Origin of the sequence: Candidatus Pseudomonas phytovorans (assembly GCA_029202525.1) — a bacterium.
Classification (GTDB): Bacteria; Pseudomonadota; Gammaproteobacteria; order Pseudomonadales; family Pseudomonadaceae; genus Aquipseudomonas; species Aquipseudomonas phytovorans.
Window position 1 is genome coordinate 1,317,768 of record CP119325.1, and the last position, 21,947, is coordinate 1,339,714.

Genomic DNA, 21,947 nt, shown 5'->3' on the forward strand with positions numbered 1-21,947 from the left:
AGAAAATGAGTTTGACCCCGGTTTCACAGCGCCATCCATTGAGCCGTGCCGTGCACGCTGCTTTCCTGGGCCTGGTTGTCAGCAGCTGCGCGCTGCCTGCGTTTGCGCAGGCTGCAACGGCTGAGCACAACAACCAGGTCCAGCAATGGAACATTCCTGGGGGCCCACTGGCCCCGGCGCTGGACCAGTTTGCGCGCCAGGCGGGTATCAGCCTGTCCTTCGACGCCCAGAGCGTAGCCAACCGCAATACGGCGGGCGTGCAGGGTACGCTGGGCACCTCGGCTGCACTCGCGTCGTTGTTGCAGGGCACCGAACTTCAGGCGGAGCAGCAAGGCCCGGGTGCTTACCTGGTGAAACCCCAACCAAAGCCGGCCGGCCCGCTGGAAATTGGCGCCACCGAGGACTACCGCCTGGCGCCGCTGATCATCAATGCCAAGGTCAAGGCCAGTGCCGATGATGACCTTAACTCGGTAGTCGCCCAGGAACTTTGGGTCGGCGGCAAGGTGGCGACCAGCATCCGCAACACCCCTGCATCCGTGTCGGTGGTGACCCGCAAGGAAATGGAACAGCGCAGTGTCAGCACCACGGAAGAAGCCTTGCAGTACACCCCGGGCGTGGTCAGTGACTTCTATGGCTCGGACGACCGTAACGATTACTTTCAGATCCGCGGCTTCCAGGCCACCACCTATCGTGACGGTTTGACCTTGAGCTCGATGCGCGGCGTGCGTGAAGACCCGTATGCCTACGAGCGCATCGAGATTCTGCGCGGCGCCAACTCCACCCTGTTCGGCCCGGCAGACCCTGGCGGCTCGGTGAACTTCGTGTCCAAGCAGCCGCGCTTCGAGAAGTTCGGCCAAGGCTACGTGACCTATGGCTCGTATGACCATGCCGAGACCGGCATTGACGTCGGCGATGCCCTGAACGACGAACAGACCCTGGCCGGCCGCTTCACTGCCAAGATGCAGAACAGCGACCGCGAGTACGACCATTCTCAGGACGACAACCGGTTCGTGATGGGCGGCCTGACCTGGGCACCTACCGACTTCACCTCGGCCACTGTGATCCTGGACTACCTGAAGACCAACAGCTCGCCGAACAGCGGTGGTTACCCGCTGGACAAGGAATACGACCGCAGCGATTTCTTTGGTGAGCCCAGCTACAACTTCCACGATGTGGAGCGCACCAGCCTCAGCGGCAACATCACCCACGACTTCGACAACGGCTTTGTGCTGCGCAGCAACCTGCGCTACAGCGAGCTGAGCGATGATTTTGGCTATGTTTACCTGAGCGACAGCGCCTCACGTGTTGGCACCACCATCCCCCGCTATGTGTTTGGCACCGACAGCGATGCCGACCAACTCAATGGCAACCTGATGCTGCAGTACGATGCCCAGTTCGAGCACATCGACAGCAGCACCTTGGTAGGTGTGGAGTACCTTGATTCGACGACCAAGCAAAGTTCGGTATACAGCCTGGCCTCATCCATCGACATCGCCAATCCGGTGTTTACCGGCGTGGCGGGTGGCGTTACGCCTTATACCCGCGAGAAAAACGATGCGACGACCAAGGCGGTGTTCCTGCAGCAGAATCTGTCGTTCTACGACCGCCTGATCGCCACGGCGGGGGTACGCAATGACTCCATGGACCTGTCCAGCACGGAATATGTGGGTGGGGTAAGCAAGCAAAGCGACAACTTCTCCGAAACGTCCTACCGCGGCGCACTGACCTACATCGTCAACGATGAAGTTTCCACCTACGTGAGCATGGTCGAATCGGTTTCGCCGCCCCAGGTTGGCGTCACCCCGCAGACCGGCCGCCAATACGAAGTGGGCGTGAAGTACTCGCCTGTGGGCATGGACGCACTGTTCTCCGCTGCCGTTTATGACCTGACCCAGGAAAACGTCACCATCGCAGTGGTGCTGCCCAGCGGCATCATCGAGCAGCAAACCGTTGGCGAGTCACGCGCACGCGGCCTGGACCTGGAAGGCAAAGCGCAAATCACGCAAAACCTTAGCCTGATCGGTGCGTATTCCTACATGGAGACCGAGGTGCTGCGGGGCACGCTGTATGACGGTTCTTCGCTCAAGGGCAAGGAATTCACCGTCGCGCCGAAGCATACTGCCTCGCTGTGGAGCTACTACGACATTCCCGACACTGACGTGAGCGTTGGCCTGGGTGCACGCTATGTGGGTGGGTACTACATGGATGCGGCCAATACCAAGAAAAGCGACGGCACCACGATTTTTGACGCGGCTTTGAATTACAAGATTGCCAAGGGGACTGACCTTGCGCTGAATGTCAGCAACCTGTTTGACGAGCAACATGTGGTGGGATCGGGGACGGCGAACTATTACAACCCGGGGCGTGAGGTTACGGCCAAGGTGAGTTATAGCTGGTAAGGCGGTGGCGGATGGCACGGGCTTCGCCCGTGTTCGCGGCTAAAGCCGCTCTCATGGAACTGCGCATAACTTACTGATTTAGCAGGGTCCCTGTGGGAGCGGGCGTGCCCGCGAACACCGGCGTAGCCGGTGCCATCTACCGTGCTGCCTGCTTCGCGGGCACGCCCGCTCCCACAGGTGCCAGCCAAATTGAGCCTTCAGCGCATCATCCCTAGTTCGGCATCATCAAGCAGTGCCTTGCCCAAGGCGCACAGGTAATGCGCTGCCCAGATCAGCTTGGGTTTGTCTTCCATCAGGCCGTCAATGGTCAGGTCACGCGCATAGCCCATCAGCTCAGAAGCCTGCTCGCGGGCGCTCTGGCAAGGGATGCCAGCTTCGATGCGTAACAGTGGGTGCGTCTGGTCTTCGCCCTGAAAGAAGATGGTTTTACCGACTGTGCAGTTCGTGTCTTCGGTGGTCATTGTTCAATCTCCCTGGTCTTGTGGTTGCCTGGGCTGGCCCTATCGCCGGCAAGCTGAGCTCCCACAAGGTTTCTGCTCGATATACGAATCAGTGCATCGGTTGCGGGCCCGCTGGGGCCTGTATTTGCGCAAGCGCTGATTCGAGTAATCGCCGCAGGGTTTCAAGCTCGTGCATTGACGCCATGATCAACAACGAAGCGGGCGACCTTGGCTGCATCAGCATCGCCTGCTGGGCTACGGCTTCTGCGCAGAGTGCGTAGTCCGAGGCCAGCATGATCGTGTCTTCCAGGGAATGGAGGTGAGGCGGGTCAGGAACAATCTTTAGCATTGTGCTGTGTTCTCGATAGGGGCCACCGCCAACCCGCTGTCAAACGGAAAGGTGGCAGCTGTGCATGGGTTGACAGACCGGCGAACACAGAAACCGGCGCACGCGAGCGTGCCCCATGCACAACCGCCATGAACGGTTGAGCGCGCTGTGTATCGTTGCGGCCTGTCAAAGCCGGTCGTTGATGTGCAACGACCCACCGAGACTAAAACCCTGAAAAAATGACCGCAACGGAAAACAGGCGCTGGGAGTATCTTTGGGAAACGCCCTACAAGGAAGGGGTTAAATCCGACTTTTTGACCCGCAGATCGCAAAATCCAGGCACAAAAAAAGACGCCCGAGGGCGTCTTCTTTCTAGGATTTGGTGGAGCCGGGGGGATTTGAACCCCCGTCCGCCAGTACTCCGCTGTCGGTACTACATGCGTAGCCGTGTCTATTGATTTAATCCGCAGCCGCCCGACGGGCAGGGTGCTTTGGATGATTTGTGTAAGTTTTAGTCACTTCGCCCACAACGTGCTACGCGACGATCCTGTTCTGTATGACAATCAGTTCGGGTTTACAGGCATCCCCTAATGATTGCTGGAGCCGAAGCTACCAGAAGCAACGGGTCAAGAGGGCCGCTTACGCAGCCAGCTTGAACTCCGCGCCGTAGTTTTCGTCATTGGCAACTATAAAAGTTGCAACAGTGGATTTACGAGTTCTGTTACCAACTCGGCATGCACCTAGAGTTTCGCTACCGGCGTCGAATCCTAATCGGCCCCACACTAGCGTTACGCTAACGCACCTTACGGCACGTGGGGTGGAGTATACGCCATTGCGCGGGCGACGTCGACAGCCGGTCTTGTCGCCCGCTGTCAGGCTCACGCGCCGCCGCTGCCGGTACCGCTGCCTTTCTCGGTTTTTTCCAGGCGCTCCAGCACTTTGCTGGTGATGGCGATGCATTCCTTGGTGTCGCCTGAGGCCTGGGCGGCCTTGGCTTTGTCGACGTGCTCGGTGACGGCTTTGTCCAGGCCCTCGGAGGTGGCGCCGGCGGTGGCCATGCTGTCGTCGATTTTTTGCAGGTTCATTGCGCAGAGGTCGTCGGCGGCAAACACCGGTGACGCCAGCAGGGTTGCGGCCGCGAACAGGGCCGAAAGCGCGGTACCTTTCATGGGTGTCTCCTCTGAGGCCTCTGGAAGGTGGGCCTGTAAGGTGGACTGTGGGGGAATGGCGGGGGTTCAATCGGGATGGTGGTGGGGTGAAGGTGGCACCTGCTTTGCCGGTGTTCGCGGGTGTTCGCCATGCCACTTTCTTCGCTTGTGAGATCGAGCGCCGCCCGCGCGGCGCTCGATCTCATAGGCGCCGCAAACCTAGCGGCGAACCCCTCCGGCCTAAATACTCCGCGGCCGGGTAACGCGGTCCACCAGGTAGACCAGCCCGTGGTAATCGATGCCGCTGTGGCTCGACAAGCCAATCTCACAGGTGCGGCTAGTAGAAATACCTTCGCTGCAATACTGCACCGCATCCTTCAGGCTGCGCAGCGAGTGAGCATTCAGCTCAGGGGTGGTGAAGCCTTTGTCACCGGCAAACCCGCAGCAATGAATGCCTTCAGGGATTACCACATTTTTACTGCAACGCCGCGCCAGGTCGATCAGCGCCTGGCTTTCGCCAAGGTGCTGGGTGCTGCAGGTCACGTGCACGGCTACTGGCTCGTCCTGGGGGGTGAACTCCAGGCGGTCGAGCAGGTGGGTGCGGATAAAACGCACCGGGTCGTACAGGTCCAGCCGGGTGTCGCCCAGGTCTTGCACCAGGCGCAGGGTGCAGGGGCTGGTGTCGCAGTAGATCGGGTCAAGGCCGCCGCGGCTGGCGTGCAGCAGGGCGTTGATCAGCTCCTGGCGCTTGTGCTCGGCCTGTTCGGGGTAACCCTTGGAGGCGAAGGGCTGGCCGCAGCACAGGCTGTCGGCGTTGTCGGGGAACACCACCTGGTAGCCGGCCTTTTCCAGCAGGCCGCGGGTTTTGTCCAGCAGCGAGCTTTGTTCGCGGTCGGAGTAAGCCGGGCCCATCACGCGGGAGACGCAGGCAGCCAGGTACACCACCCGGGGCCGGGCGTCGTTGCTGGTCGGGCCGAAGCTGATCGGGCGCAGGGGCTGTGGCATGGCCGGTGTCCACTGCGGCAGGCGGCCTTTGCTGGCTTTGCTCAGCGAGGCGCTCAAGCGGCCCAGGCGCGGGGCGCCGAGCAGCTTGCGTGCCGTGTTGGCGGCAGTGAGGGTAAGGCGTGCGCCCCCCAATACGGTGGGGAAGTGCTCGGCCAGCCAGTCGGCGCTCTTGTAGTGGTCGGCGGCCTGGCTGCGCAGCTTTTTCACCAGTTCGCCAGTGTTGATGCCGACTGGGCAGCGCTGGGCGCACAGGCCGGTGGCGGCGCAGGTGTCGAGGCCTTGGTACTGGTAGGTGCGGCGTAATTCGCGGGTGTCGATGCCGGCGCGTTGCTTGGCCTGGATGTCACGCCACATGACGATGCGCTGGCGCGGGCTGAGGGTAAGTCCCTTGGACGGGCACACCGGTTCGCAGAAGCCGCATTCGATGCACTTGTCGACGATTTCGTCGGCGGCCGGCAGCGGCTTGAGGTTTTTCAGGTGGATGTCAGGGTCTTCGCTCAGCACCACGTCGGGGTTGAGGATGCCGTTGGGGTCGAGCAGGCGCTTGAGCTTCCACATCAGCTGGTAGGCATCATGGCCCCATTCCAGCTCCACGAACGGCGCCATGTTGCGCCCGGTGCCGTGCTCGGCCTTCAGCGAGCCACCAAACTCCACCGCCACCAGTTGTGCCACGTCGTCCATGAAGGCCTGGTAACGGGCGACTTCCTCGGCGCTGTTGAAGCCTTGGGTGAAGACGAAGTGCAGGTTGCCTTCCAGCGCGTGGCCGAAAATGATCGCTTCGTCGTAACGGTGCTTGTCGAACAGCAGGATCAGGCGGTTGACGCCTTCGGCCAGTTGCTCGACGGGGAAGGTCACGTCTTCGATGATCACCGTGGTGCCGGTCTGGCGCACGGCGCCGACGGCGGGGAAGGTGTCCTTGCGGATTTTCCACAGCTGGTTGTACACGGCCGGGTCTTCGCTGAAGTCCACTTGCTGTTCCAGCGGGAAGTCGGCGATCGAGGCCATTACCTGGTGCAGTTGCTCGTGCAGCAGGCTCTGGCTGGCGGCGCGGGACTCGATCAGCAGGGCGCAGGCGTTGTCCGACAGGCCTTTTACCCACAGCGGCATGCCAGGCATGTTTTGTACTGAACGCAGGCTGCGGCGATCGAGCAGTTCCACGGCCGAAACCGGCTGTTGCTTGAGCACGGGCACTGCGCGGCAGCAGCTTTCGACGCTGGGGAACACCAGCAGGGCGCTGGCCTTGTGCGGGTGATCGGGCACGGTGTTGTAGGTGACAGCGCTGATGAAGCCCAGGGTGCCTTCGGAGCCGACCAGCAGGTGCTGCAGGATGTCCAGCGGCTGGTCGTAGTCCACCAGTGCGTTCAGCGACAGGCCGGTGGTGTTCTTCAGCCGGTACTTGTGCCGGATGCGCTCGGCCAGCGCGGTGTTGGCGCGGGTCTCGCGGGCCAGGCGGGCCAGCGAATCCAGTAGCTCGGCGTGGCTGTTTTCAAAGGCGGCGACGCTGGCCGGGTCTTCGCTGTCCAGGCGGGTGCCGTCGGCCAGCACCAGGCGCAGGCCCGCCAGGGTGTGGTAGGTGTTCTGCGCGGTGCCGCAGCACATGCCGCTGGCGTTGTTGGCGACGATGCCGCCGATTTTACAGGCGTTGATCGAGGCCGGATCTGGGCCGATCTTGCGCCCGAAAGGCGCCAGCCAGGCATTGGCCTGGGCGCCGATGACGCCGGGCTGCAGGCGGATCTGCTCGCCTTGGCCACGGATTTCGCGACCATTCCAGTTATCACCCAGTACAATCAGTACCGAGTCGCTGATGGCCTGGCCGGACAGGCTGGTACCCGCAGCGCGGAAGGTAACCGGCACCCGCTCGCGCTGGGCCAGTTTGATCAGGCCGACCACTTCGTCCTCGGACTCGACGCGCACCACCAGCTTGGGGATCAGTCGGTAGAAGCTGGCGTCGGTACCGAATGCCAGGGTGGACGTGGGGTCGTCGAAGCGGCGTTCGGCGGGTATCAGGCGCTCGGCATCACGCAGGAACGCGGCGGGCAGGCTCATGCAGTCTCCTCGCGGAGCTGTGGCGTCTGTGCGCCACATGCCCCGGGTCAATCAGGCGGTGTTTCTGGCAGGCGGTCAGGCGCCCAGTTCGCGTACCAGCGAGTCGCGGGTGATCTCGCTGATCGACTTGGCACCAGTCAGCACCATGGCCACGCGCATTTCCTTCTCGAACAGTTCGAGCAGGTTTTTAACCCCGGCCTCGCCGTGCACGGCCAGGGCCCACAGGAAGGCGCGGCCGATCAGCACGGTGTCGGCGCCCATGGCGATCATGCGCACCACGTCGAGGCCGCTGCGGATGCCGGAGTCGGCGAGAATCTTGATATCACCTTTGACCGCATCGGCAATCGCCGGCAGGGCGCGGGCGCTGGACAGCACGCCATCGAGCTGGCGACCGCCGTGGTTGGACACCACGATACCGTCGGCACCGAACTTGACCGCATCGCGTGCGTCATCGGCGTCGAGAATGCCCTTGATGATCATCGGGCCGTCCCAGAATTCGCGGATCCACTCCAAGTCTTTCCACGAGATGGACGGGTCGAAGTTGTTCCCCAGCCAGCCGATGTAGTCGGCCAGGCCCGTGGGGTTGCCGCGGTACCTGGAAATGTTGCCCAGGTCGTGCGGGCGGCCCATCACACCCACATCCCAAGCCCATTGAGGGTGGGTCATGGCTTGCAGCACGCGGCGCAGCGGGCCGTTCGCGCCGCTCATGCCCGAGTGGGCATCGCGGTAGCGGGCGCCGGGTACGGGCATGTCGACGGTGAACACCAGGGTTTTGACCCCGGCGGCCCTGGCCCGCTCAAGGGCGTTGCGCATGAAACCGCGGTCCTTGAGCACGTACAGCTGGAACCACATTGGCCGGTTGATCGCCGGGGCCACTTCTTCGATCGGGCACACCGACACGGTAGACATGGTGAACGGGATGCCGTGGGCCGCTGCTGCACGGGCCGCCTGCACTTCGCCACGGCGGGCGTACATGCCGGTGAGGCCGACCGGGGCCAGGGCCACCGGCATGCTCAGGGTTTCGTCGAACAGTTTGGTCTCAAGGCTGAGCTCGGACATGTTGTTCAACACCCGCTGGCGCAGGGCAATGCCGGCCAGGTCCGACACGTTGTGGCGCAGGGTGTGCTCGGCGTAGGCGCCGCCATCGGCGTAGTGGAACAGGAACGGGGGCAGCTTGCGTTGGGCCGCGGCGCGATAGTCGGTAGAGGCAGAAATGATCATGGATTCTCGCAGCGTTGCTTGTGGGGATTGCCGGGCGCGTGATGGCGCCCGGCCCCTTTCACTTTAGTGATGAACCAGCATGCCGGTCAGCCAGTAAGCCTGGATCAGGGTGATCAGGCCGACGATGGTGGCGAAGAACAGGCTGTGCTTGACGGTGAAGCGGAACAGGTCGGATTCCTTGCCCACCAGGCCGGTGGCGGCGCAGGCCACGGCGATCGACTGCGGCGATATCATCTTGCCGGTCACGCCGCCACTGGTGTTGGCCGCTACCAGCAGGGTATCGCTGACCCCGATCTGGTGCGCGGTGGTGGCCTGCAGCGAGCTGAACAGGGCGTTCGACGAGGTGTCGGAACCGGTCAGGAACACGCCCAGCCAGCCAAGGAACGGCGAGAAGAACGGGAACGCAGCGCCAGTGCCGGCCAGTACCAGGGCCATGGTCGAGGACATGCCCGAGTAGTTGGTGACGAAGGCGAAGGCCAGCACCATGCCGATCGACAGGATCGGCCAGCGCAGCTCCCAGAAGGTCTCTTTGAAAGTGGTCAGACCAGTTTTGAAGTTGATCTTCAGCACCGCCATGGAGATCAGCGCCGAGAGGAAGATCGCGGTGCCGGTGGCGGAGATCGGGTCGAGCTTGAACACCGCTGGCATGGCGGTTGGCGCGGCAACGATCGGTGCGGTCTTGATCACCAGCTGGTCAAGGTGCGGGATGGCGAAGTTGAACACGAAGTTGTACATCGCGCCGCCCGGGGCGAACGCTGCCTTGAACGGCTTCAGGGTCCAGATGGTGACCAGTACGGTGAGGATCAGGAACGGCGACCAGGCCTTGAAGATTTCGCCAAAGCTGTAAGGGGTTGGCTGGCTGCCGCTAGGCTGCACAACGGCTGCGCCGACGCTGCCTTTGGCCTCGGTGAAGGTGCGCTTGGGCTGCCAGACTTTCAGGAACAGGGTCAGGCAGATCAGGCTTGCCAGCGCCGAGGTGATGTCGGGCAGTTCCGGGCCGATGAAGTTCGAAGTGAAGTACTGGGTAACGGCGAAGCTCAGGCCGGCCACCAGGGCGGCAGGCCAGGTTTCTTTCACGCCGCGCAGGCCGTCCATCATGAACACCAGCCAGAACGGCACGAACAGCGACAGCAGCGGCAGCTGGCGACCGGTCATGGCGCCGATGTGGAAGGCGTCGATACCGGTGACCTGGCCGGCCACAATGATCGGGATGCCCAGGGCGCCGAAGGCCACAGGTGCGGTGTTGGCGATCAGGCACAGGCCTGCCGCGTACAGCGGGTTGAAGCCCAGGCCCACCAGCAGCGCGGCAGTGATTGCCACGGGGGCGCCGAAGCCCGCTGCGCCTTCCAGGAAGGCACCGAAGCAGAAGCCGATCAGCAGCACTTGCAGGCGCTGGTCGTCGGTAATCGACAGCACCGAGCTGCGGATCACCTCGAACTGGCCACTCTTGACCGTGAGTTTGTACAGGAACACCGCGGCAACGATGATCCAGGCAATTGGCCAGAGGCCATAGAGGAAACCATAACCCGCGGCGGCGAAGGCCATGTCGACAGGCATCTGGAAGGCGAAGATCGCCACCAGGATCGACAGCGCGAGGGTGATGCTGCCCGCCACGTGGCCTTTCAGGCGGAACACGGCGAGGGCAAGGAAGAAGAACACGATAGGAATGACCGCCGCCAGTGCGGACAGGCCAAGACTACCAAGCGGGCTATAGAGTTGTTGCCAGGTTTGCATATGGGGTGGCCCCTAATTGTTGTTGGTCAGCACTGGCATTGGATAATTGGTAAGACCAATTTACAATGGCTGGTCGCTAGGTTAAAAGCGCTGTTGTGGGTGTGTCAATTTGTCCTGTGCAAAACTTTGGTCGTGTGCCGATGAGCGGGCGCCTGGTGCGCTGGGAAATTCGTGGCTTGATGGGTGTTTGCAAGGCCTGGATCGGCGAGAATAGGCGCCCCTGAAATTCGCCGGGGGTTTGTGGAGAGCATGTGATGGTTTTTGATCAGGTCCGCCAACGGCGCCTGTCCGACGACATCGTCGATCGGTTGGAAGGGATGATTCTGGAAGGTACGCTGACCTCGGGGCAGCGGCTGCCGGCCGAACGCGCCCTCGCCGAGCAGTTCGGCGTGTCTCGCCCGTCACTGCGTGAGGCGATCCAGAAACTGGTGGCCAAAGGGCTGCTGGTCAGCCGCCAGGGCGGGGGCAATTTTGTTGCCGAATCACTGGGCTCCACCTTCAGCGACCCGCTGCTGCAGTTGCTTGAGCACAGTGCCGAGGCGCAGCGCGACCTGCTTGAGTTCCGCCATACCCTGGAGGCTTCGTGTGCCTATTACGCTGCCCAGCGAGCCACCGAGCCCGACCGTATTCGCCTGAAGGCAGCGTTCGATACGTTGCAGGATTGCTACACCCGGGTCGATGAAGTAACGCGGGCAGAAGAGGGCGCCGCCGATGCGCGCTTCCATCTGGCGATCGCCGAGGCCAGCCACAATGCGGTGTTGCTGCATACGATCCGGGGGCTGTTCGACCTTTTGAAGCGTAACGTGGTGACCAATATCGGTGGCATGTACCAGCAGCGCACTGAAACCCGGGACATGCTGATTGGCCAGCACCGGGAGCTTTACCTGGCGATTGTCGAGGGTAGGGCTGAGGATGCGCGGGAAGTGTCCAGCCGGCACATTCTGTATGTGCAGGAGGTGCTGGAAGAGGCGCATGAGGAAGCGCAGCGGGTGGCGCGTGCTGAGCGGCGCAGCGGGCGCTGAGAGCTGTGTTGGCTTCTTCGCGGGCGCGCCCGCTCCCACAGGTTATGCATCGCTTTCGAAGTCGGTGCGGTCCCTGTGGGAGCGGGCGTGCCCGCGAAGAGGCCGGAACAGGCTGAAGAGTTTTAGTCTTCTTTGCCCTTGTTCCGCACAACCCGCTGCAGCTCGCGGTTGGAATCGCGTTCGCGCACGGTGTCGCGCTTGTCGAATTCCTTCTTGCCCTTGCCCAGTGCGATTTCGCACTTGATCAGGTGCTTGCTCCAGTACAGCGCCAGGGCAACGCAGGTGTAGCCCTTTTGCGCCACGGCCGCTTCCAGTCGCTCAAGCTCGCGCTTGTTCAGCAGCAGCTTGCGCGTGCGGATAGGGTCGGCGATGACGTGGGTGCTGGCGGTGGTCAGCGGGGTGATGTGGCTGCCGAACAGCCAGGCTTCACCGTCCTTGAGCAGCACGTAGCTGTCAACGAGGTGTGCCTTGCCGGCGCGCAGGCTTTTTACTTCCCAGCCGGACAGGACCAGCCCGGCTTCGAACTTGTGTTCGATGAAGTAATCGTGTCGCGCTTTCTTGTTCTGCGCGATGGTCCCGGTCGGATGTTTTTTTTGCTTAGCCATAGGGGCGGCATTATAGGCAAGTCCGTGCGTCGTCCGCTATGGGATTTCGGTGTGCTTGAGCCACTGCAATGAATACCGGACAATACGGGCCTGTCTTGGTGACAGAACCTGTTTTCGGCACGCTGCGAAGCGCCGCCACCCAGCCTTGGAAGTGACGCCTGGATGACTACCCATATTCAACGCTCCGCCCTGCTGCCATACCCCGCCCAGGCGCTCTACGATCTGGTCAACGATGTGGCCCGCTACCCAGAGTTTCTGCCGTGGTGCTCGGCCTCGACGGTGATCGATGCCAGCGACACGCATATGCATGCCAAGCTTGAGGTGGCCAAGGGTGGCATGAGCCAGTACTTCGTCACGCGTAACGTGCTGGTGCCGGGGCAGTCCATCGAAATGAACCTGGAAGAAGGGCCATTCACCCAGCTGCATGGGCTGTGGGTATTCAAGCCATTGGGTGAGAAGGCCTGCAAGATCAGCCTGGACCTGTCCTTCGACTATGCGGGGTCGATTGTGCGTGCCACCTTGGGCCCGCTGTTCAATCAGGCGGCTAATACCCTGGTCGATGCGTTCTGCCAGCGCGCCAAGCAACTGAATGGCTGATTGGGCAGGTGGCAACAAAAAGCCCGGACCAGGTCCGGGCTTTTTTGTGGCTGCTGTTCCCGCTTAGCGGGTTTCCAGCGGTGCCGGGGTCGGGACCGGTGTGGTCTCGATGGTGTCGATTTCGCGCTGGATGGACTCTTCGGTCGAACCAGGCTTGGCCGGTTTTTCTTCAGGTTGCGCAGCTGGCTGCTCGGTTTGGCCGGGCTGGGTGGCCGGGCTGACCGACGTGTCGCCGCTGCCACCGAGGATCTCCTGATCCTTGCTGACGCCCGGCATGAAGTCGCCAGACAGGTTCACCAGCTGGTCGCTTTCATTGAAGAAAATGCTCATGCGCTCTTGCTGGCGTTTACCGCCACCAGGCTGCAGGCTGTACAGGTAATCCCAACGATTGGTGTTGAAAGTATCCTGAATGAGCGGGTTGCCCATGATAAACCTTACTTGCCGTCGGGTCATTCCCGGGCGTAATTGGTCTATCATGTCCTGCGTGACGACATTGCCCTGCTGGATGTCGATTTTGTAAACCCCGGGAAACGAGCAACCGGCGAGTGCGAGCAGTCCCGCGAGGGCGAGGCTGTTTAGCAAGAGCTTGGTGTTTTGCATCGGTGGGCGACTTCCACTATCTTGGCTGGACAACGTAAACCCCGATCATACCCGTATTAAGAGAAGCTGCGAAGCAGCATCGGCGAGAAAGCTGACCATGGTTGAAAATAGCGAATTGCGCAAAGCCGGTCTCAAGGTAACCCTGCCTCGAGTCAAGATCCTTCAGATGCTCGATTCTACCGAGCAGCGTCACATGAGCGCCGAAGATGTTTACAAGGCGCTGATGGAAGCAGGCGAGGACGTAGGCCTGGCCACCGTCTATCGCGTACTGACCCAGTTCGAAGCGGCGGGCCTGGTGGTTCGGCACAACTTCGACGGCGGCCACGCAGTGTTCGAGCTGGCCGATGGTGGTCACCACGATCATATGGTGAACGTGGATACCAGCGAAGTCATCGAGTTCACTGATGCCGTAATCGAGAAGCGTCAGCGCGAAATTGTGGAGGAGCACGGTTTCGACCTGGTTGACCATAATCTGGTCCTGTACGTGCGTAAGAAGAAGTAACGATTTTTTCGTTATGAACCGCAAAGGCGACCTTCGGGTCGCCTTTGTGCTTTCTGGGGGCTGAGAGGTGTGTTGTCTGGGCTGGCCTCTTCGCGGGCACGCCCGCTCCCACAGGATAATCACCGAACCTGAAGCCTGTGCAATACCTGTGGGAGCGGGCGTGCCCGCGAATGGGCCTGAAAAACTGGGGGTCAGGCCTTGCCGCTTACGACCATCTTGCGCGCATGCGCCAGCGATTCTTTGGTCAGGTCGATGCCGCCGAGCATCCGCGCCACTTCTTCGACCCGCTCACGCTTGCCCAGGCTGGCCACGGCGGTGTGGGTGGTATCGCTGTTGCGCACCTTGTGCACGAACAGGTGCTGATGCCCTTGTGCCGCTACCTGTGGCAGGTGAGTAACGGTCAGCACCTGGCCGCGCTCGCCCAGGCGGCGTAACAGCTGGCCGACAATTTCGGCGGTTGGGCCGCCGATGCCTACGTCGACTTCGTCGAACACCAGTGTAGGAATGCGCGATGTCTGCGCGGTAATCACCTGGATCGCCAGGCTGATACGCGAAAGCTCGCCACCCGACGCTACCTTCGCCAGGCCCTTCAGCGGTTGGCCGGGGTTGGCGCTGACCAGCAGTTCGATCTGCTCCAGGCCATGCGGTGACAGGTCTGCCCCTTCGGTGGGCGTCAGCTCGATGCAGAAGCGCCCCCCAGGCATGCCCAGGCGCTGGATTTCCTGCTCGACGGCGCCTGCCAGTTGCTGGGCGGCTTGCTGGCGCAGGGCGCTGAGCTCGTGGGCCCGCTCTTTATAGTGATGTGCGAAGGCGGCCAGTTCTTCGCCAAGCCGCTCGATCGACTCGTCGCTGGCATTCAGGCCTTCGATCTCTTCCATCAACTGTTGCTGCAAGTGTGGCAGTTCGGTGGGGTGCACGCGGTGTTTACGCGCCAGCGTATAAATGGTGTCGAGGCGTTCTTCCAGAGCCTGCAGGCGCATGGGGTCGGCATCGAAGTTGTCGAGGAAGCGGTTGAGCTCGCCCACGGCTTCTTCTACCTGGATCTGCGCACTGGCGATCAGGTTGGCCGCTTCGCCCAGGGCCTTGGGCGAGTGGGTGGCAGCGCCCAGGCGGTTGAGGCTGGAGGTGAGGGCGCTGAGCACGTTGCCCGAATCGCTCTCGCTGCACTGGTCGATCACCTGGCGGCAGATGCCGAACAGGGCTTCGGCGCTGGTCAGGTTCTTGTGTTCCTGCTCCAGTTGCTCCAGTTCGTGCTCGCCCAGGCCGAGGTTGTCCAGCTCTTCCAGCTGGTAGCTGAGCAACTGATGGCGGGCGCGCTGCTCGTCACCGGAATTGGACAGCCGCTCTCGCTCCAGGCGGGTCTGGTTCCAGCGCTTGGCGGCCAGGTGCACCTGGCGGGCCAGTTCGACAGCGCCGGCGTACTCGTCGAGCAGGCGGCGGTGGGTGTCGGTCTTGAGCAGCGACTGGTGTTCGTGCTGGCTGTGGATGTCGATCAGCAGCTCACCCAGCGCTTTAAGGTCGCCAAGCGGGCAGGGTGTGCCATTGATGTAGCCACGGCTGCGGCCTTCGGCGGTGATCACCCGGCGCAGGATGCACGGGCCGTCGTTGTCCAGGTCGCGTTCGGCCAGCCAGGTGTGGGCCTCGGGGATGTCCACCAGGTCGAAGGTGGCAAGGATGTCTGCCTTGTCGGTACCGGGGCGCACCACGCCACTGTCGGCCCGGTCGCCCAGGGCCAGGCCGAGGGCGTCGAGCATGATCGATTTGCCGGCACCGGTCTCGCCGGTGATCACGGACATGCCGCGGGCGATTTCGAGGTCGAGGTGCTCGACGATGGCGTAGTTGTGAATGGACAGGTGCACCAGCATGGGGCGGCTCCCGGAAGTCAGGTCTGGTTATTTATACAGTACTTTTTTCAGGCCTGCCAATGCCCCTCGGCAGATTCTGTTGCGGCGGGGAAAACCACCTTGCCCCTTGAAGCTGGTTTTTCCGGCCCCATATAGCCGTCATCCAAGGCGAGCCTGGCTCGCAGTCCACAAAATTGCGCAGGAGAGACCCCATGGCTGACGAACAGCTGAACGAAAAAGACCTTAACGTTGATGAAACCGGTGCAGGCAACGCTGCTGACGCCCGTGTTCTGGAACTCGAGGAGCAGCTCGCCGTCGCCAAGGACCAGGCACTGCGTGCCGTTGCCGACGTGCAGAATGCCCGCCGCCGCGCAGAGCAGGATGTGGAAAAAGCCCACAAGTTCGCCCTGGAGAAGTTCTCTGGCGACCTGCTGCCGGTGCTCGACAGCCTGGAACTGGCCCTGGCCCACTCCAGTGCCGACGATGAAAACGTCAAGCAGATCCGCGAAGGCGTCGAGCTGACCCTGAAGATGTTCCAGGACACCCTCAAGCGCTACAACCTTGAAGTCGTCGACCCGCACGGCCAGCCGTTCAATCCTGAGCATCACCAGGCCATGGCCATGCAGGAAAATGGCGAAGTTGAGCCGAACAGCGTGCTGAATGTGTTCCAGAAGGGTTACCTGCTGAACGGCCGCCTGCTGCGCCCCGCCATGGTGGTGGTCAGCAAGGCGCCGAGCGCAGCGCAACCCTCGATCAATGAAAAGGCTTGAAATCCTTCGGGGTAACCCCATCTAGGTGTCAAGCCTTCAAGTATTAGCGCAGTTGGCCAAAGTGGCCGCTGCCATCAAATTCAAGTTTCGGGAGAATTAACATGGGCAAAATCATCGGTATCGACCTGGGGACCACCAACTCGTGTGTCTCCATTCTGGAAAACGGTAACGTCAAGGTCATCGAAAACGCCGAAGGTGCGCGTACTACCCCTTCGATCGTGGCCTACGCCAACGATGGCGAAATCCTGGTCGGCCAGTCGGCCAAGCGCCAGGCTGTGACCAACCCGCACAACACCCTGTTCGCAGTGAAGCGCCTGATTGGCCGCCGCTTCGAAGAGAACGTCGTGCAGAAAGACATCGAGCTGGTTCCGTACAAAATCGCCAAGGCCGACAACGGTGACGCCTGGGTTGAAGTCAACGGCCAGAAAATGGCACCGCCGCAAATCAGCGCCGAAGTGCTGAAAAAGATGAAGAAAACCGCCGAAGACTACCTCGGCGAGCCAGTGACCGAAGCGGTCATCACCGTACCGGCCTACTTCAACGACAGCCAGCGTCAGGCGACCAAAGACGCCGGCCGCATCGCGGGCCTGGACGTAAAACGCATCATCAACGAACCAACCGCCGCTGCACTGGCTTACGGTATGGACAAGGCCAAGGGCGACCACACTGTCATCGTTTATGACCTGGGTGGCGGTACCTTCGACGTTTCGGTCATCGAAATCGCCGAAGTCGACGGTGAGCACCAGTTTGAAGTACTGGCTACCAACGGCGACACCTTCCTGGGTGGCGAAGACTTCGACATGCTGCTGATCGACTACCTGGTCGAGGAGTTCAAGAAAGAGTCCGGCATGAACCTGAAGGGTGACCCTCTGGCCATGCAGCGCCTGAAAGAAGCCGCAGAAAAAGCCAAGATCGAGCTGTCTTCGAGCCTGCAGACCGACGTCAACCTGCCGTACATCACTGCAGATGCAACCGGTCCTAAGCACCTGAACGTGAAAATCTCCCGCGCCAAGCTGGAGTCGCTGGTAGGTGATCTGGTCGAGCGCACCATCGAGCCTTGCCGCATCGCCCTGAAAGACGCCGGTATCGATGCCAGCAAGATCGACGACGTGATTCTGGTCGGTGGCCAGACCCGCATGCCGCTGGTTCAGGAGAAGGTCAAGGCGTTCTTCGGCAAAGAAGCCCGTAAAGACGTCAACCCGGACGAAGCTGTTGCCATGGGTGCTGCCATCCAGGGTGCGGTACTGGCCGGTGACGTGAAAGACGTACTGCTGCTGGACGTCAGCCCACTGACCCTGGGTATCGAAACCATGGGCGGCGTGATGACTCCGCTGATCGAGAAGAACACCACCATCCCGACCAAGAAGTCGCAGGTGTTCTCGACAGCCGACGACAACCAGGGTGCCGTGACCATTCACGTACTGCAGGGTGAGCGTAAGCAGGCTGCCAGCAACAAATCGCTGGGCAAGTTCGACCTGGCTGACATCCCGCCTGCACCGCGTGGTGTTCCGCAGATCGAAGTCACCTTCGACATCGATGCCAACGGCATCCTGCACGTCGGCGCGAAAGACAAGGCTACCGGCAAGACCCAATCGATCGTGATCAAGGCCAACTCCGGCCTGTCCGACGAAGAAATCGAGAAAATGGTGCGTGACGCCGAGGCCAACGCCGAGGAAGACCGCAAGTTCGAAGAGCTGGCCGCTGCCCGTAACCAGGGTGACGCGCTGGTGCACTCGACTCGCAAGATGGTCGCTGATGCAGGTGACAAGGTTACCGCTGACGAGAAAACCGCCATCGAGGCCGCTGTTGTTGCCCTGGAAGCCGCTGTCAAAGGCGACGACAAGGCCGCAATCGATGCCAAGGTCGAAGAGCTGTCCAAGGTCTCTGCCCCGGTTGCCCAGAAGATGTACGCCGAGCAGTCGGCTGAACAGCCTCAGGGTGGCGCGCAGCAGGCCGAGCCGGAAGCCAAGCACGATGACGTGGTTGACGCCGAGTTCGAAGAAGTGAAAGGCGACGACAAGAAGTAATCGTTGCATGTTGTCGGCCAGTTCATCGCCGTTTGGTGGTGAGCTGGTAGGATGTCGCCGCGCGGGGGCTTGCTCCCGCGTTGGCGTATCTGGAATTCGAGAATTTTTACAGCATCTGTCAGTGGCCCTTCGTGGGCAAAAGGCAGGTGCTGATGGCGCGGCGCAGATGCCAGACGCCCAACAAGGTGCAAATGACCTATGTCCAAGCGTGATTATTATGAGGTTCTGGGTGTCGAGCGCGGCGCCAGCGAAGCTGACCTCAAGAAGGCTTACCGCCGCCTGGCGATGAAGTACCACCCGGACCGTAACCCGGGTGACAAGGCGTCGGAAGACTCGTTCAAGGAGGCCAACGAGGCCTACGAAGTGCTGTCTGACGCGAGCAAGCGGGCGGCATTCGACCAGTACGGCCACGCCGGCGTCGACCCGAGCATGGGTGGCGGTGGTGCTGGCTTCGGTGGCGCCAACTTCTCCGACATCTTTGGCGATGTGTTCAGCGATTTCTTCGGTGGCGGCCGTGGTGGTGGACGTGGCGGTGCCCAGCGCGGCAGCGACCTGCGCTACACCCTGGAGCTGAACCTGGAAGAAGCGGTGCGTGGCACCACGGTCAGCATCCGCGTGCCGACCTTGGTCAACTGCCAGCCTTGCGATGGCTCCGGCGCCAAGAAGGGCTCGACCCCGTCGACCTGCCCGACGTGCGGTGGCATCGGCCAGGTGCGCATGCAGCAGGGCTTCTTCTCGGTGCAGCAGACCTGTCCGCGCTGCCATGGCCAAGGCAAGATCATTACCGACCCGTGCGGCTCATGCCATGGCGAAGGCCGTGTCGAGGAATACAAGACGCTGTCGGTCAAGGTGCCGGCGGGTGTCGACACCGGCGACCGTATTCGCCTGTCGGGTGAAGGCGAGGCGGGTACTCATGGTGGCCCGACTGGCGACCTGTACGTGGTGATCAGTGTGCGTGAGCACGAGATCTTCCAGCGCGATGGCAAGCACCTGTATTGCGAAGTGCCAATCAGCTACACCGACGCTGCCCTGGGTGGCGAGCTGGAAGTACCGACCCTCGACGGTCGCGTGAAGCTGAAAATTCCGGAAGGTACCCAGACCGGCAAGCAGTTCCGCCTGCGTGGCAAGGGTGTGGCGCCGGTGCGTGGTGGTGGTGCCGGTGACCTGCTATGCCGCGTGGCCGTGGAAACCCCGGTCAACCTCAGCCGTCGCCAGCGCGAGCTGCTCGAAGAGCTGCGTGATTCGCTGGAAGGTGACAGCTCCCACTCGCCAAAGGCCAGTGGCTGGTTCGATGGCGTGAAGCGCTTCTTCGGCGATCTCTGACAAGGAATAGGCTATGCGACGTATTGCAGTGATGGGCGCGGCAGGGCGGATGGGCAAGACCCTGATCGAGGCCGTGCAGCAAACCCCGGGTGCCGGCCTGACGGCGGCGATCGATCGCCCGGACAGCTCGCTGGTCGGTGCGGATGCCGGTGAGCTGGCGGCCCTGGGCCGCATCGGCGTACTGCTGTCCGATGACCTGGCCAAGGTGGCTGACGAGTTCGACGTGCTGATCGACTTCACTCACCCTTCGGTGACCCTGAAGAACCTGGCGTTCTGCCGCAAGCACGGCAAGGCGATGATCATCGGTACGACCGGTTTCAGCGTCGAAGAAAAGCGGCTGCTGGCCGAGGCGGGCAAGGACATCCCCATCGTGTTCGCCGCCAACTTCAGCGTGGGCGTCAACCTCAGCCTCAAGTTGCTGGATATGGCAGCACGGGTGCTGGGCGATGATGTCGATATCGAGATCATCGAGGCGCACCACCGGCACAAGGTCGACGCGCCGTCGGGTACTGCGCTGCGCATGGGTGAAGTGGTTGCCAATGCGCTGGGCCGTGACCTGCAGGAAGTGGCGGTGTATGGCCGTGAAGGCCAGACCGGTGCGCGTGACCGCAAAACCATCGGTTTCGCTACCGTGCGTGCCGGCGATGTGGTCGGCGACCACACCGTGCTGTTTGCCGCAGAAGGCGAGCGCCTGGAAATCACCCACAAGGCCTCCAGCCGCATGACCTTCGCCAAGGGCGCAGTGCGTGCGGCGCTGTGGCTGGATGGGCGTGAGCCTGGGCTGTATGACATGCAGGATGTGCTCGAACTGCGTTAAGCCGTTAGCGCGGTGTTGGCTTTTTCGCGGGCTTGCCCGCTCCCACAGGTATTGCACCGGTCTTGGGCCCTGTGGTGGTCCTGTGGGAGCGGGCGAGCCCGCGAAGAAGCCAACGCCGATGCCGGTCTGTCGCAATCTTGTGTTTTAGAGACACATTCACGGTAGACCGAAAACGCACTTTTCTGTAAGCTACAGCTTTAGTGTGTCCACTAAAAGCGCGCAGCGAATTGAATTCAGCACATGAAAGCGGGGTGACGTGTCCATACGTCACTCCGCTTTTTTGCAACCTGCGATCGCCCTTTCATGCTTGATTTACGGGAGGTCTTCTTGACAAAGCCAGCCATACTCGCCCTTGCCGACGGCAGTATTTTTCGCGGTGAAGCCATCGGTGCCGACGGTCAGACCGTTGGTGAGGTGGTATTCAACACCGCTATGACCGGCTACCAGGAAATCCTTACAGACCCTTCCTACGCGCAGCAAATCGTTACCCTGACCTACCCGCACATCGGCAACACCGGTACTACGCCGGAAGATGCCGAGTCGAACCGTGTCTGGTCCGCTGGCCTGGTCATCCGTGACCTGCCGCTGCTGGCGAGCAACTGGCGTAACACCCAGTCGCTGCCTGAGTACCTGAAGGCCAACAACGTTGTTGCAATTGCTGGCATCGACACTCGTCGCCTGACTCGTATCCTGCGTGAAAAGGGCGCTCAGAACGGTTGCATCCTCGCCGGTGACAACATCAGCGAAGAGGCCGCCATCGCAGCTGCCCGTGGTTTCCCGGGCCTGAAGGGCATGGACCTGGCCAAGGTGGTTTCCACCAAGGAACGCTACGAGTGGCGCTCCAGCGTGTGGGAGCTGAAAACCGACAGCCACCCGACCATCGAAGCCGCCGACCTGCCTTACCACGTGGTCGCCTTCGACTACGGCGTCAAGCTGAACATCCTGCGCATGCTGGTTGCCCGTGGCTGCCGCGTAACCGTGGTGCCGGCCCAGACCCCGGCCAGCGAAGTGCTGGCACTCAACCCGGACGGCGTGTTCCTGTCCAACGGCCCTGGTGACCCGGAGCCGTGCGACTACGCAATCCAGGCGATCAAGGAAATCCTCGAAACCGAGATTCCGGTATTCGGCATCTGCCTCGGCCACCAGTTGCTGGCCCTGGCTTCCGGCGCCAAGACCGTGAAAATGGGCCACGGCCACCACGGTGCCAACCACCCGGTCCAGGACCTGGACACCGGTGTGGTCATGATCACCAGCCAGAACCACGGTTTTGCTGTCGACGAAGCTACCCTGCCGGGCAACGTTCGCGCCATTCACAAGTCGCTGTTCGACGGCACCCTGCAGGGTCTCGAGCGTACCGACAAGAGCGCGTTCAGCTTCCAGGGCCACCCTGAAGCGAGCCCAGGCCCGACTGACGTTGCGCCACTGTTCGATCGTTTCACCGATGCCATGGCCAAGCGCCGCTGAGCATCCTGCTTCAAGGCCCCGGGCCGGCTCATGCCGCGCCCGGCAGCGCCTGACC

18 protein-coding genes and 1 other RNA gene are annotated in these 21,947 nt (G+C 61.8%); 9 read left to right on the top strand and 10 right to left on the bottom strand.

The genetic code is table 11. The features are described 5' to 3' along the window. The first annotated feature begins 5 nt into the window (after window positions 1-5). Complete coding sequence (locus P0Y58_05775) at window positions 6-2,399, top strand: TonB-dependent siderophore receptor (protein WEK31709.1); 2,394 nt, start codon at window positions 6-8, stop codon at window positions 2,397-2,399. Between the two features lie 197 nt (window positions 2,400-2,596). Here the strand turns inward: P0Y58_05775 and P0Y58_05780 are convergent, their stop codons facing one another. The 7 genes from P0Y58_05780 to P0Y58_05810 all read right to left on the bottom strand — a co-directional run bounded on the left by P0Y58_05780 (window position 2,597) and on the right by P0Y58_05810 (window position 10,321). Beyond that, on the bottom strand, window positions 2,597-2,860 hold the full coding sequence (locus P0Y58_05780) for a DUF3077 domain-containing protein (GenBank protein WEK31710.1): 264 nt from the start codon (window positions 2,858-2,860) through the stop codon (window positions 2,597-2,599). Window positions 2,861-2,948: 88 nt separating this feature from the next. Beyond that, window positions 2,949-3,188: a hypothetical protein gene (locus P0Y58_05785; GenBank protein ID WEK31711.1), complete on the bottom strand. Its 240-nt coding sequence runs from the start codon at window positions 3,186-3,188 to the stop codon at window positions 2,949-2,951. 359 nt (window positions 3,189-3,547) lie between these two features. Then, window positions 3,548-3,946, bottom strand: a transfer-messenger RNA (tmRNA) gene (ssrA, locus tag P0Y58_05790). 99 nt (window positions 3,947-4,045) lie between these two features. After that, window positions 4,046-4,336, bottom strand: a complete 291-nt coding sequence (locus P0Y58_05795; GenBank protein WEK31712.1) for a hypothetical protein — start codon at window positions 4,334-4,336, stop codon at window positions 4,046-4,048. 219 nt (window positions 4,337-4,555) lie between these two features. After that, a complete protein-coding gene (locus P0Y58_05800) occupies window positions 4,556-7,366 on the bottom strand; it encodes an FAD-binding and (Fe-S)-binding domain-containing protein (protein ID WEK31713.1) in 2,811 nt (936 codons plus the stop codon). A 75-nt stretch (window positions 7,367-7,441) separates the two neighbouring features. After that, window positions 7,442-8,587: an FMN-dependent L-lactate dehydrogenase LldD gene (gene lldD, locus P0Y58_05805; GenBank protein WEK31714.1), complete on the bottom strand. Its 1,146-nt coding sequence runs from the start codon at window positions 8,585-8,587 to the stop codon at window positions 7,442-7,444. 63 nt (window positions 8,588-8,650) lie between these two features. Beyond that, window positions 8,651-10,321, bottom strand: coding sequence for a lactate permease LctP family transporter (locus P0Y58_05810; protein WEK31715.1), 1,671 nt, complete (start codon window positions 10,319-10,321; stop codon window positions 8,651-8,653). A 254-nt stretch (window positions 10,322-10,575) separates the two neighbouring features. On the opposite strand from P0Y58_05810, the gene P0Y58_05815 reads away from it, so the two are divergent. Next, window positions 10,576-11,343, top strand: coding sequence for an FCD domain-containing protein (locus P0Y58_05815; GenBank protein WEK31716.1), 768 nt, complete (start codon window positions 10,576-10,578; stop codon window positions 11,341-11,343). A 122-nt stretch (window positions 11,344-11,465) separates the two neighbouring features. Here P0Y58_05815 and smpB read toward each other — a convergent pair whose 3' ends face one another. Beyond that, complete coding sequence (gene smpB / locus P0Y58_05820) at window positions 11,466-11,948, bottom strand: SsrA-binding protein SmpB (protein ID WEK31717.1); 483 nt, start codon at window positions 11,946-11,948, stop codon at window positions 11,466-11,468. Window positions 11,949-12,110: 162 nt separating this feature from the next. Here smpB and P0Y58_05825 point away from each other — a divergent pair, with 162 nt between their 5' ends. Further along, on the top strand, window positions 12,111-12,545 hold the full coding sequence (locus P0Y58_05825; GenBank protein ID WEK31718.1) for a type II toxin-antitoxin system RatA family toxin: 435 nt from the start codon (window positions 12,111-12,113) through the stop codon (window positions 12,543-12,545). A gap of 63 nt (window positions 12,546-12,608) precedes the next feature. On the opposite strand, the gene P0Y58_05830 is transcribed toward P0Y58_05825, so the two are convergent. Next, window positions 12,609-13,145 carry an outer membrane protein assembly factor BamE gene (locus P0Y58_05830; protein WEK31719.1) on the bottom strand — a complete coding sequence of 179 codons (537 nt, stop codon included), beginning with the start codon at window positions 13,143-13,145 and terminating at the stop codon, window positions 12,609-12,611. A 97-nt stretch (window positions 13,146-13,242) separates the two neighbouring features. Between P0Y58_05830 and fur the strand changes: the two genes are divergently transcribed. Next, complete coding sequence (fur, locus tag P0Y58_05835) at window positions 13,243-13,647, top strand: ferric iron uptake transcriptional regulator (GenBank protein WEK31720.1); 405 nt, start codon at window positions 13,243-13,245, stop codon at window positions 13,645-13,647. Between the two features lie 191 nt (window positions 13,648-13,838). Here fur and recN read toward each other — a convergent pair whose 3' ends face one another. Beyond that, window positions 13,839-15,512, bottom strand: a complete 1,674-nt coding sequence (gene recN / locus P0Y58_05840) for a DNA repair protein RecN (GenBank protein WEK31721.1) — start codon at window positions 15,510-15,512, stop codon at window positions 13,839-13,841. A gap of 191 nt (window positions 15,513-15,703) precedes the next feature. On the opposite strand from recN, the gene grpE reads away from it, so the two are divergent. From grpE to carA, 5 genes are all read left to right on the top strand, one after another. Beyond that, a complete protein-coding gene (grpE, locus tag P0Y58_05845) occupies window positions 15,704-16,261 on the top strand; it encodes a nucleotide exchange factor GrpE (protein WEK31722.1) in 558 nt (185 codons plus the stop codon). 101 nt (window positions 16,262-16,362) lie between these two features. Then, entirely contained in the window at window positions 16,363-18,288 is a 1,926-nt protein-coding gene (gene dnaK / locus P0Y58_05850; protein ID WEK31723.1) for a molecular chaperone DnaK, read from the top strand. Between the two features lie 198 nt (window positions 18,289-18,486). After that, window positions 18,487-19,611, top strand: coding sequence for a molecular chaperone DnaJ (gene dnaJ, locus P0Y58_05855; protein WEK31724.1), 1,125 nt, complete (start codon window positions 18,487-18,489; stop codon window positions 19,609-19,611). Between the two features lie 13 nt (window positions 19,612-19,624). Then, window positions 19,625-20,428 (top strand): 4-hydroxy-tetrahydrodipicolinate reductase, encoded by an 804-nt coding sequence (dapB, locus tag P0Y58_05860; GenBank protein WEK31725.1) that lies wholly within the window; start codon window positions 19,625-19,627, stop codon window positions 20,426-20,428. A 327-nt stretch (window positions 20,429-20,755) separates the two neighbouring features. Beyond that, window positions 20,756-21,892 (top strand): glutamine-hydrolyzing carbamoyl-phosphate synthase small subunit, encoded by a 1,137-nt coding sequence (carA, locus tag P0Y58_05865; GenBank protein WEK31726.1) that lies wholly within the window; start codon window positions 20,756-20,758, stop codon window positions 21,890-21,892. Window positions 21,893-21,947 lie beyond the last annotated feature (55 nt).